This is a genomic window from Bacteroides oleiciplenus YIT 12058, assembly GCF_000315485.1.
GTDB classification, from domain to species: Bacteria; Bacteroidota; Bacteroidia; order Bacteroidales; family Bacteroidaceae; genus Bacteroides; species Bacteroides oleiciplenus.
On sequence record NZ_JH992943.1, the window covers coordinates 530,484 to 542,963 of the forward strand.

Sequence of the window (12,480 nt, forward strand, 5' to 3'; positions counted from 1 at the left end):
TTTATAAGGTTACATAGAAAGATTTACACCAAACATCCAAGTACTATAACTTGGTGAAGTACGTCCATTAGCTCCCTCCGGATCAACACCTGTAAAATTAGTGAAGATAAAAGGATTATTAGCACTCAAATAAAACCTTACTTTATTCAACATAACTTTCTGTGTCAGGTCTTTCGGCAGAGTATATCCCAAAGTAATATTTCTAATTCTCAGGAAATCCGCTTTATCATATCCAATAGTAGAGATATAATCCAGCTTCTCAGTATCTGCACTCGGACGAGGGAAATCATTGGTAGGATTATTGGGAGTCCAATAATTTACCCTGACAGAATTGGCGCGTCCGGGCTTCTCCATAAATTCGATATCATTTTTCAGCATACGTCCAATACTGGCATACAAGAAAATAGAGAAATCAAATCCCTTATACTCAATATTATTCACCAAACTTGCCACAAACTTCGGACGCTTATTACCCAAAATAATCTTATCCTTATCTGTAATTTTATAGTCTCCATCCACATCTCTAAGTTTGATACTGCCCACTGTAAAGTTTCCTCCTTTTTCGTTAAACTTAGCCATCTCTGCTAAATCTTCCGGTGTATTTTGCCAGATACCGATCTTCTCATAATTATAATATACGTCAATCGGATTACCGATAAACCAACGGTTACCAATGTCATCTGACTTTCCGTTATACAATTCCACAATTTCTTCTTTATTAGCAGAGAACATCCAATCTGTACTCCAAGTAAAGTTATTGGTCTGGATATTACGCGTATTCAAAGTTATTTCAATACCCTTGTTACGTGTAGACCCTACATTAGACATCACACTGGAGAAACCGGATACCACCGGTAATTGACGTTCAAGCAACAAATCATGTGTGTTCTGCAAATACAACTCGACAGAACCATTGATACGATTCTTCAGAAAACCAAAATCGAACCCGATGTTCCATTGATCAGTAGTTTCCCACGTCAAAGAGCTATTAGCCATAAGAGAAGGAGCATAACCCATTATTTCCGTAGTACCATTGTTATAAACATAACGTTTCTTTCCAAGCTTTCCTCTCGTCTGATAGGGATCTACTGAAGAGTTACCTGTCTTACCATATCCTAAACGAAGTTTCAGGTTATCTACCCAAGAAAGTGACTTCATGAAAGATTCATCACTAATTCTCCACGCCAAAGCTGCTGATGGAAATAACACCCATTTGTGACCGTCAGCCAATCGTGAAGAACCATCATAACGTGCAGAAACAGTCAATAAGTAACGCCCCAGATAATTATAGTTGATACGCCCCATAAAAGATGCCATATTCCACTTTACATAATCACTGTCTACGCCATCAATTAATAAACCGGAGGCCAAATCATAGTACTTTAAGATATCAGACGGAGTGTTTTGTACAGAAGCTCCCAAGGTTTCCTTTAAATCTTGCTGGATGGACTGCAAAAGAGTTACACCTAAAGAATGTTTCTCATTGAAATCGCGATTGTAAGTGAAATAATTCTCCCAAGTAATCATCGAATACTTTTCCACAGAATTACTGGCAGCAGAATTTCCCAACTGTCGTTCTGTTGTAGCAGAAGCAAAGTATTCATAGTCTTGCACAGTACGCGAATCAATACCCAAATTGGAACGGAAACTCAATCCTTTTACAGGGAATTTAATGTCCACAAAATAACTACCTAAATAGCGACTGGTCTTCAAAGGACGGTCAACGGCACCTTCTACTGTATTCATCAAAGGGTTATACATTTGAGAGTCACCACCAACCAAACCAGGATAAGTACCATCTTCATTGATAAAACGCCCCAATGGAGTTATACGATATAAGTACATGTCAGTTTCCATCCCACTGCCCCGGTTCTGAACTGAATGAGAATATTGAGTTTGCCCGCCAAATTTAATATACTTATTAATATTGTGACTGATATTGAAACGAATTGAATAGCGTTCATAGTCTTTATCCTTCATTATACCCTCTGTTTTATTATAAGTGACCGAAGCCATAAAATTAGTTTTTGCACCACCGCCGCGGATGTTCAATTGGTGATCTGTGATGAGTCCATTACGTGTCACATCATCAAACCAATTGTATGAACGTATTTTTGAAGGATCATAATTACCATTTTCATCATAAGCCATCATTACAGACTCTAATACATAAGGATCTTGCTTGAACATAGGAAGCAGCATATCTTGCTCTTTATTAGGAGTATCTGAAAGATATTTGTTGGAGCCACTGCTGTTGCGATATGCTTCACGGGTATATTCAGCATATTCTGCTCCATTCATCAAATCCAGTTTATTTTGTATAGTCTGTACACCGACATAACCATTATAATCTATTTGCGTTTTTCCTTCCTTACCCTGCTTAGTGGTAATAATGATAACACCATTTGCTCCTCTTGAACCATAAATAGCTGTTGCCGAGGCGTCTTTTAAAACTTCCATAGATTCAATATCCGAAGGACTTATCTCTCCCATACCGCCAGTAACAGGAATTCCATCTACAACAAATAAAGGATCATTGCTGGCATTAATAGATCGTTTTCCTCTGATCAAAATAGAAGGTGTTTCTCCCGGCGCCCAATTAGAAGTGGAAACAACAACACCAGATGCACGCCCCTGTAAAGCCTCTACAGCCGATGTAGCCGGAACAGAAGAAATAACATCAGAGCTTAAAGATGCAACAGATCCCGTCAAATCACGTTTCTTTACCGTACCATAGCCGACAACCACAACTTCATCTATCAACTCACTATCTTCTTGAAGTACTATATTGGAAAGTTTCTTATCGGATGCTTTCAATTGAATAGTTTTATAACCAACATATGAAATAGTCAAAATAGAATTCTCAATAACATCATTCAAAGAAAATTCACCATCTACATTAGTAATTGCACCATTCGACGTCCCTTCTTCCAAGACTGTAGCACCAATTACAGGTTCTCCCTTTTCATCAATAATTTTACCTGTAATTTTCTTCAGATTTTTTTTAGAAGTTCCTGTCACGTCTTTCTTAGATATAACAATCATTTTATTCTGTATACTGAATGCCAAATTCTTATCAAGGATTTCAGAAAGTACCTTTTCTATTGGAGCATTTAAAAAAGATTTGGTAATTTTCTTTTCTCCATCCACTTCGTTGATTTCATAAATAATAGATAAACCAGTCTGTTGCTCTATTTCCTTTAAGACTGATTTCAAAGGCTGCGCCTCGAAATCTTTGCTCACAACTTGGGCATTTGCCATACCACAACTTATGCATAAGGCCACTAATAAAAGCAACCGACACAAATGTTTCTTCATGTTGTCCATAGTGTAAAAATTAGAATCGTTGTTAATAAAAACTGTTCTTTAATTTGTTAGACATAGTTTGAATACTAAAAAGGTTGAAACTAAAACATGTTTTATTCTCGTATATATATATATTCTTTTTTACGTTCCACAGTGATCGGGATAATCTTTTGCAAAGCTTCCATAACCTCACTTATCGTTTCTTGGTTCCGAAGTGAGAAATGGAAAGTTTTATTCCCCAATTGTTCTGATTCAAGCTGAATTTTCACATCATATTGTCTGGATAATTTCACAATCAATTCTTTCAACGTGATATGGTCGAACTCTAATTTGTTCTCTGACCAGGCTTTTGATTGCGAAGCATTCACCCTGTTACGGGTAAATCTCCCAGAAAGCAAATCCAGACGTACAGATTCTCCGGGCTCCATCTTCACAGTTTGCTCACCACGCAAAAGTTCCACACTTCCTTCAATTAAAGTAGTAGTGACAAAATTATCATCCGAATAAGAAGATACATCGAATTTCGTACCTTTCACTACCACATCATAAGCCATTGTCTCTACAATGAATTGTTTGCCACTGTGCTTAGTGACTTCAAAATACCCCTCTCCTTCTAATTTCACCCGGCGATTACCAGTATTGAAGTTATTGGAATATTGAAGTTTAGAGCCCGCATTCAGCCAAATCACCGTACCGTCCGGCAAAGTCATTTTGCTCTTTTCACCATAAGGTGCTTCAAGCGTCAGGTAAGTCTCCGGCTGCAAATACGAAATTGTATTCCATATACCTAAGGTGGTTCCGGCTGTCAGAACCACAATCGCGGCAACAGCAGCTATCTTTCTCCAGAACGTGAATTTAGAGGACGGCAGCATCGGAACAATAGTTTCACGGGTACGCATCTTAACTTGCAATCTCTCCCATTCGCGCTCTGTCCTCTCATCAGTTTCCGAAGAAAGCAGCCACTCATGTTCCCATGCCTTGAACTGCGAATAATTCTCCTCACTCTCCTGAATGAACTTGAATAAACGGTCTTCGTCCACCCTCGAAATCTGTCCTTCGAAGTAATGGATAGCCAATATCTGAATTTGTTTTTCTGTTTTCATAATTTCGCTCTCTAAAGATGTAACAACTATAATTTATCTTACCCAACCCTCATATAAAGAAAAAAGCAGAAAAAAATCTATTTCCTGCTTTTTCAACCAACCATAAATATTCTCATTCATTAAAAATCACCCAAGCCAATAGCATAATATAAATATCCAGCGGATACTTATCCTTGAAATGTTTAGAGAAGTTATTCAGTGCCTTAGCTATTTGCTTTTCTACCGCAGTAGTGGAGATTTTGAGTTTATCCGCTATCTCCCGGTTTTTCAGATTCTTAAAACGGCTCATGATAAAGACTTCGCGGCAGCGCTCCGGAAGATTGTTTATCACAATCTTGATTTGTTCCTGCAACTCATCATATAGCAGCCTGTATTCAGCATCCAGCGCAAAGTCGGCATAATACAGCCTCTCTTCTCCTTCCTGATTTGCCAAATATTCTATCTGATGTTTCTCAATAATTGAAAGGTGTTTGAGATAATTGAGGCAACTGTTGCGCACCATAGCAAACAACAGCGAAGTAACAGATACCGCAGAAAACAATTCCCGCTTTTCCCAAAACTTCAGGAAGCACTCCTGAATAATGTCTCGTGCCACTTCTTCATCTTCCACAAAACGGATAGCATACCCTTGCAGTCTAGGGTAATATCTCTTAAAAAGAAACTCGAAAGCATCCTTGTTATTCTGCTTAATCTCTGATAATAATACTTTCTCGTCTGTGAATTCTGTCATAACATTTCCATCATTTAGGGCATAAAAGTACGGTGGACTTCTTACAGGAATATTACAAACATATAAATATCCGAAGTCGGTTAACGAAATACAATGTTCGGCATTTTTTATAAGATATGCAAATTGTACCGGAAATATTATCAATCAATCTCCAGAGGAAAAAGATAAGAGGGCCTATCATGAGAAGGATATTCTTCAAGAAAAATGTATAGGAGAATATACCAGCTAATACATATTATTCAGCTATTTAGAATCTGTAAATCAGTTCCCATCCCAGAACATGCCTGTCCAAATCACTTTCGTGCTGATAACAATAGAACACATCTGCTGTCCAGCGGGAAGACAATCTTGCTTCCACGCCACCCCGAGCGCGAAAACGAGTGGCATGGAACCATTCGTCCTGCCCCAAACCGTGGTATTGCTCTAAAGAAACATATGGTGACCATGTAGTTACCTTGTAAGCTATCTTCAGGCGGGTACGAAGACGGAATTCATCTGCCCCGCGTCCATCGAAAGTATGCTGGAAACGTTCGCGCAAGGTAAACGTCCATTGGCGCTTTTTGAGAGTGGCAGAAACTCCTGCATGATAACGATGCCGCGATTTCCAGATATCTTCACCACGATTACGATAGTGAAATTCGTAACCGCCTTCAGCTTTTAGAAATGAAAGAAGACGAACAGAAGCACCTACGCCAAATCCCCAACGATCTATCTCATCCAATGCATCACGGGTACGCATCTCCACATCTCCATAAAGTTCAACCTTAGATGTTACATTATATCTGGCTTTCATCTTATTCCAAGTTACAAAATCACTGTCCTGTGCCTTCAAAGGAAATAGGCAAATAACGAATAGCACAATCAACAGAGAAGCAAATCTCGGTAATAAAAAGCGTCTTTTCAACATATTATTCTTAACTGTTTTCATTCATTTTCTTTTGAGTTCACAAAGCTAAAGATAAATTCTGTAATAATTCTGTAATACTAAAGTCATTTCCACAACAATATCAATCCAAGTCAGGGAAAAAACTGAAATATCTCTGATAACAATTGTTTCATTCCTTTATATTTAACATTTTACACCTATTCAATAGATATGTTTTTAATCGAGACAACAAAATTATTATATATTTTGTTATAAAATCCATTCATTAATTGTATATTTGCAAAACATTCATGCCAATACTACGATTTATGAGAAAAAGACTATTAGGGATGATGCTACTTACTACAACTTTGACTTTTGCCCTAAGTAGCTGCGCCGATAAAAATGTTTATCAGGGTCCCAAAGAAAACGACAAAGAATTCAACGAATTCGACTACGAAACAGTTCAAAGCGAAGTTAACTTGGAAGTTAGCTATTTAAACAGCGAAGTACAAGCTAACGTTTATTTTGAATTGTATGATGAAATGCCCGTTACTCCTGGTGAGTACAACTACATTAAGCGAGATGATGTATCCCCTCTATTCGCTGCATACACTGACAACAACAGCGTTTTCAATGGAAAAGTGGAACTTCCCGCATATGTGAAGAAAGTATATATTTATACCCCGGCATTCTTTGCACGGACTTTGATAGAAACGGAGGTCATCAACGGAGTCATCAAAGCTACAGATGATGTGACAAATGTAGACACCCGCTTAATCACTGAAACCAATAAAGAATATGACAGTTATATGCTAACACCAGCGACAAGTACTCCGGCGGCATACAAGGATGAACGCTGGAAAAAATGGTTAGGCAGCTATAATAAATGGAAGAATGGCGAAATAGACTATGTATACAAAGGAGATAAATTAGCAGCGACAAAAGATGATAATCTCTATACCGCGCATACAAGAGTTATCAACGTCAATAAAGATTGTCCGGAAGAATATCGTAGCTACTCGGATATGTATATCAGTAAAGATGCGGAAGTAGCCGTCACTTACCTTGGACAAAATACTTGCTGGAACTGCTCTATGGGTTATTATTACTATAAAGAAGGAGAAAAACCTGCAAGCCTGAAAGACGCCCATATCATCATGTTGTTCCCTAATACGCAAGATGGGCAGTGGGTAAATAATCCAGGTAATGCCAAACGAACTGCCGGTATAAACAGATTAACCCCTGTTCAACTGAAGTATTATCCTGAAATAGCAAAAGGAAGTATGGAGAATGGGACTAATGCATTCCCTGCCGGATACAGAATAGGTTTTGTTCTTGCCAATAATGCATGGAGCAATCGTGTGTCAGGATTCACTGGCGATAATAGGTATCGTGCAGCCACATCAGAAGGCCTCAGCGTGAACAATGCAGGAGTAGCTTTTAATGAACCTCGTACGGCAGTATATAAATATGGTGACTGGGTAATGATTTCGTTTGAAGACTTCACTACGGACCATAACTTTAGTGACGTTGTGATGACCATGAAATCGAATCCGGTAGATGCCATTACAGATGTACCCGAAGTAGATCCTGACGATGACAAAACTACAGTACAACCTTCATTGAAAGGTACCTTTACTTTTGAAGATTTGTGGCCTAGCAAAGGAGATTATGATATGAATGACGTTATGGCACGCTATTCTTATGGAAAGATTTTTGATGTAAACAATAAGATTTATAGCGAAACTTTCGTCTTCAAAACCTTTGCAAACGTGGCAACAAACGCCAACGGTCTGGCATTCAGACTGACATCTAATGGTACTGTATCTTCTGCAACTTTTGCTGTTCGCAAAGCCGGAGAAACAGAGTTCAAAGAAGCTCAATTACAGTATGAGTCAGCAGACAATGTATACATATTGACAAACAATGTGAGAGACAATCTGGGAGACGAATACAAGGTAACCGTCAACTACAGTTCACCAATCACTCAGCAGTCTGATGCAGAAGCTTTCATTTTCAAGAATGAAGATGGTGGAAAACGTTGGGAAGTACACCTTCCAAAACATAAACCGACATCTAAAATGGAAATGTCTTATTTTGGCCAAGATGATGACGCTTCAAAACCTGAACAGGGTATCTACTATGTGCGTAATGGTTCCTACCCGTTTGCCATCTTCCTCAGCGGAGCTGACGAGAATGATTTGAGTAAGATTCTGGATAAAGCAAATGAAAGAACGGCTATTGAAATGCTTTACAGCGGATACTCCGGATGGGTTGAAAGCAATGGTACCCAAAATAAAGATTGGTATAAAAAATAAGAAAAGTAATCTGATTCTTAGATTATAAACTCCTTAAAATATAGAGGGCTGAAATATCGAATTTCAGCCCTCTATATTTTTTAGTTTTTCTTGAAAGCAGCCAACTTATTCCTATAATAAGTTTCTACATCCTTCCAATGATAATATGGAGCCATATCACTCTCCACCGGAAGTTTCATCTCCTGTTCATTCAGCAGTACCTTCACCAAAATATCATCACTCCCTTTTTTGCGGAAGAAGACAAACTGGATATTGCTTGCCATTGGGAAAATCTTGTAGTTGCGCCATACTTCATCGAGCTTATTCAAATCAGTAGTCTGATAACCGCAATCACCCAATTCCATAAGACAGGCCAAAGGAAGTAGACAGGACTCATGACCGAAACGGAGAGTAGCACTATTTTCCTTTTTCACAATGCAAGTATCTGCCGCATTAAGAAAACTTTCCAGCAGATTGGATTCCAGATAAGGTATTTTTCCTCCTGTAAGAGGTGAAGGACCATAAAAAACATACCAGTTCTTATTGCTAACCTGCCATAAATCATAACACTCTTCTTTAGTGAACAGAGAGTAGAGTTCCAGGTCAGTGTCAAGACTCTGCATATTGCTTGCCAGATCAAAGAGATTGGTCATCAATTTGCCGGCATCTATTTTCCATTTCACATAATCTGCATTGTTGAATAATGCTGCCATGAGACGTTCCGGATGCACATGCTTCTCTCTCAAAGCCACCTTAAGCTGATTCAGTTTGTCCGCCTTACGCAACTCCTTGAAATACAGGTCGTCATTGTTCAGATAATACATATCATGATAGCTAGCATCATTTCTAAACTTCAGTTTAGGATTCATAGATTGAAGTTGCAGGCATTCGGCAGTCATGGAAAGAATACAACGGATGACAACCGTAGAACGAGCGTCTATCTCTGCTTCTCCACGGAAGACTTCAGGGAAACTGTGAAACATTCTCTCAGCTATGCCACGGTGCTGGCGGGCACCGAGCAGAGTAAGCTCACCGTACCTGCTTCTTGCCATATGTGCAACGCTATCTACAATGAGTAGTGTCTTGCGTCCCAGTTCCGTAAGTACATTGTTACGATCAGCCTCAGTAAGTATCTCCAGCGGCTTTTCATAATCTGCAGGATTAATCAGATAGCGGGAACCATGACGTGCATAGTGGCTCAGATAGAAAGGCTTATACCCGGCGGGAGGTGCGGTCTGCACGGCCGAGGGCTGGGGATAGGCATAGTAGTTGGCTGCCGAACGATGGACATCGGCAAAGATTTCCTCTTTGGCTGTCTGGGCACTCATACCGAGTGCCAGACAACAGAGGACGGTCAGCAAGATAAAACGTTTCATAGTTTTTTATTTATGTGATTTATTCGTCTGAAATTCTTTTCAGGTGCTCTTCTATTTTCTGGAAAAATGAACTCAAATGTGAGCCATCCACAAATGCATGATTAACGTAAATGGAAAGAGGAAATACCAGACGTCCTTCGCGGGATACGGCTTTACCGGAAGTCATCAGTGGATAACTGCAACCGTTGCCAGCTTCGGCCAATGTGTAAGTGGTAGATGTGAAAAACATCTTGGGCACTGCACTTAAATGAACAATATCATAATCGCCCTGTGCGCCCAACACTTTTTCAACGCCATAAGGGTCTCCATCTTCCGGGATATTGGTTATCAGAGAATAAGCTTCGGCATAAAAGCTTTTGAAGTCTTCATGATAAGGAATGCGAACGGTATAGAAAGTCTTTCCTGGAACGGCTATCGGAGAAATGATATCTACCTCATCATGAAAGATAACTTTTCCATTCTTATCCGTACGGTAACGGAGCTCCGGCACCTCATTGGCTGAACGCACCACAGCATACAGATAATAGAGGAAAAAAGAATGACCGGAAGCTCTGGCTGTGGCACTGGCTTCGGTACAATCAATCTCTGTGGTAACTGAATACCATGAATTCACGAAACCCCGGAAAAAGTTATAATTATCCCGGCGTTCCCATGTGTCAATGTCTACAATATGTTTCATAAATATTTGGGGTTAATAAAAATGCCCGGTCGTTGATGTCGGCCAGGCATTCTGTTAGTATTATTTTCCTTTCTTATAGTTCTCCAATCCGGTTTGTAAGAATTCGATATACTTAGGAATGTCCTCGTCATAAGAATAAGATTTATTCAACGGGCGACCTTCATTATTTATCAGTACATAGAACGGCTGTGCATTTGCACCGAACTTAACCCGTTGCAGATAACTCCATTTATCGCCTACTGTACGTAGAGTACGCTCTCTGCCATTCTCAACCACTTTTACGGGTTCAGTCAGCGGTGTTTTATTATCTACATAAAGTGTGATGAGCACATAGTCGTTATTAATAATATCACTCACCTTGGAGTCTGTCCACACAGCAAGTTCCATCTTACGGCAGTTCACACAACCATAACCGGTGAAGTCGAGCATCACTGGTTTGCCATGTTGGCGGGCATATTCCATTCCGAGATCGTAATCATCGAACTTGGCATGTACCTCGTTATTATAAAGATTGAAATCCTGCGTCTGCATAGGCGGAGCAAAAGCGCTTACTGCCTTCAACGGGGCACCCCACAAGCCGGGAACCATATATACAGCGAAAGCAAGTGAGAAGAGTGCCATGAAAAAACGCCCCACTCCCACTTTTGTATCATCATCATCATGCGGGAACTTGATTTTGCCCAACAGATAGAAACCCAGTAAAGCAAACAGCACAATCCACAATGCAAGGAATGTTTCGCGGTCGAGGATGCGCCAACCATAAGCCAAATCGGCTACGGAGAGGAACTTCAATGCAAAAGCCAGTTCCAGGAAACCAAGGGTAACCTTGATAACATTCATCCAACCTCCCGATTTCGGCATAGACTTCAACCAGGACGGGAACAGAGCGAACAGTGTGAACGGCAACGCCAGAGCAATAGCAAAACCAAGCATACCGATGGCCGGAGCCACCACACTACCCGTTGTGGATACCTGTACAAGCAGGAAACCGATAATAGGTCCCGTACAAGAGAAAGATACCAATGAAAGCGTGAATGCCATCAAAAAGATACTGAGCAAACCACTTGTAGCTTCCGCCTTACTATCGACAGCATTGCTCCATTTAGAAGGCAACGTCAACTCGAAAGCTCCGAAGAAGGAAGCAGCAAACACCACCAACATCAGACAGAAAAGAATATTGAACACGGCATTCGTGGAAAGCGCATTCAGTGCACTCGCACCGAAGATCAAGGTAATAGCCAGCCCCAATGTAACGTAAATCACTACAATGGAAGCACCATATGTCCAGGCATCACGAATACCTTTCTTCTTATCCTTAGAACGTTTCAGGAAGAAACTCACCGTCATCGGGATAATGGGCCATACACAAGGAGTGAACAACGCCAACAATCCGCCGAGGAACCCGGTGATAAAGATATAGAACCATGACATATCCTCTTGTGAAGTAGTTTCACCGAAAGACTGTAAATCGGAGATGACTGGTTTCCACAAGTCTATATTTTCCATGACATCCACGTTTGTCGGACCATCCGCACCACCAATCACAGTGGCAGAAGCGGCGTCCGCAGGTGCTTCTGCCTGGGTTGCCGGTTGATCTTCCGGTTTTGTTTCAGCTACGGGAGCCGTTGTTTTATCAGCAGGAGTTGCAGCAACTGCACCCTTAGCAGCTTCCGCCTTACCAGTGAAATCAAATTCCACCTGCGTAGGTGGCAAACAGTTTTCATCATTACAAGCACCGAATTCCAGGAAGCCCTGCACCTGATAATCACCACCAGTGAGTTTCAACTTCTGAACAAACTGCGCCGTACTTTCAAAATAGCGCACGTTCATCTCAAACAATTTATCATAAGAAGCTATTTCTTTACCTTTCGGCTGCAATTTTCCTACGACCGTAGCACCAGATATTTTCTCTACATTGAACGTAGCCGAGATAGGACCACCATCACCGAGGTCGGTAGAATACACATGCCAACCTTTATCGATAGCAGCGGTGAATACAATTTCCGCTTCACCCGCCGAAAGCGTTTTCAGTTCCGACTTGAACTTGACGGGCTCTTGTATCTGCGCCTGTGCCACAACGGCAATGAGCAACAAACAAATGGACAATATCTTCTTCATCCT

8 protein-coding genes are annotated in these 12,480 nt (G+C 40.4%); 1 reads left to right on the plus strand and 7 read right to left on the minus strand.

What is annotated here, in order from left to right:
* Nucleotides 1-9: 9 nt before the first annotated feature.
* The 4 genes from HMPREF9447_RS18475 to HMPREF9447_RS18490 all read right to left on the minus strand — a co-directional run bounded on the left by HMPREF9447_RS18475 (nucleotide 10) and on the right by HMPREF9447_RS18490 (nucleotide 6,067).
* A complete protein-coding gene (locus HMPREF9447_RS18475; RefSeq protein ID WP_009131293.1) occupies nucleotides 10-3,327 on the minus strand; it encodes a TonB-dependent receptor in 3,318 nt (1,105 codons plus the stop codon).
* A gap of 92 nt (nucleotides 3,328-3,419) precedes the next feature.
* Nucleotides 3,420-4,409 (minus strand): FecR family protein, encoded by a 990-nt coding sequence (locus HMPREF9447_RS18480; RefSeq protein WP_009131294.1) that lies wholly within the window; start codon nucleotides 4,407-4,409, stop codon nucleotides 3,420-3,422.
* Nucleotides 4,410-4,521: 112 nt separating this feature from the next.
* Entirely contained in the window at nucleotides 4,522-5,139 is a 618-nt protein-coding gene (locus HMPREF9447_RS18485) for an RNA polymerase sigma-70 factor (protein WP_009131295.1), read from the minus strand.
* A gap of 247 nt (nucleotides 5,140-5,386) precedes the next feature.
* Nucleotides 5,387-6,067, minus strand: a complete 681-nt coding sequence (locus HMPREF9447_RS18490) for a DUF2490 domain-containing protein (protein WP_009131296.1) — start codon at nucleotides 6,065-6,067, stop codon at nucleotides 5,387-5,389.
* 266 nt (nucleotides 6,068-6,333) lie between these two features.
* On the opposite strand from HMPREF9447_RS18490, the gene HMPREF9447_RS18495 reads away from it, so the two are divergent.
* Complete coding sequence (locus HMPREF9447_RS18495; RefSeq protein ID WP_044138369.1) at nucleotides 6,334-8,325, plus strand: LruC domain-containing protein; 1,992 nt, start codon at nucleotides 6,334-6,336, stop codon at nucleotides 8,323-8,325.
* An 80-nt stretch (nucleotides 8,326-8,405) separates the two neighbouring features.
* On the opposite strand, the gene HMPREF9447_RS18500 is transcribed toward HMPREF9447_RS18495, so the two are convergent.
* Genes HMPREF9447_RS18500 through HMPREF9447_RS18510 form a run of 3 tightly spaced genes read right to left on the minus strand, consistent with a single transcriptional unit; the run spans nucleotide 8,406 to nucleotide 12,477 of the window.
* Entirely contained in the window at nucleotides 8,406-9,680 is a 1,275-nt protein-coding gene (locus HMPREF9447_RS18500) for a histidine-type phosphatase (RefSeq protein ID WP_009131298.1), read from the minus strand.
* Between the two features lie 19 nt (nucleotides 9,681-9,699).
* The gene (locus tag HMPREF9447_RS18505) at nucleotides 9,700-10,359 is read right to left on the minus strand and encodes a CatA-like O-acetyltransferase (RefSeq protein WP_009131299.1); all 660 of its coding nucleotides are present in this window, start codon (nucleotides 10,357-10,359) and stop codon (nucleotides 9,700-9,702) included.
* 60 nt (nucleotides 10,360-10,419) lie between these two features.
* On the minus strand, nucleotides 10,420-12,477 hold the full coding sequence (locus HMPREF9447_RS18510) for a protein-disulfide reductase DsbD family protein (RefSeq protein ID WP_009131300.1): 2,058 nt from the start codon (nucleotides 12,475-12,477) through the stop codon (nucleotides 10,420-10,422).
* Between the last annotated feature and the right edge of the window lie 3 nt (nucleotides 12,478-12,480).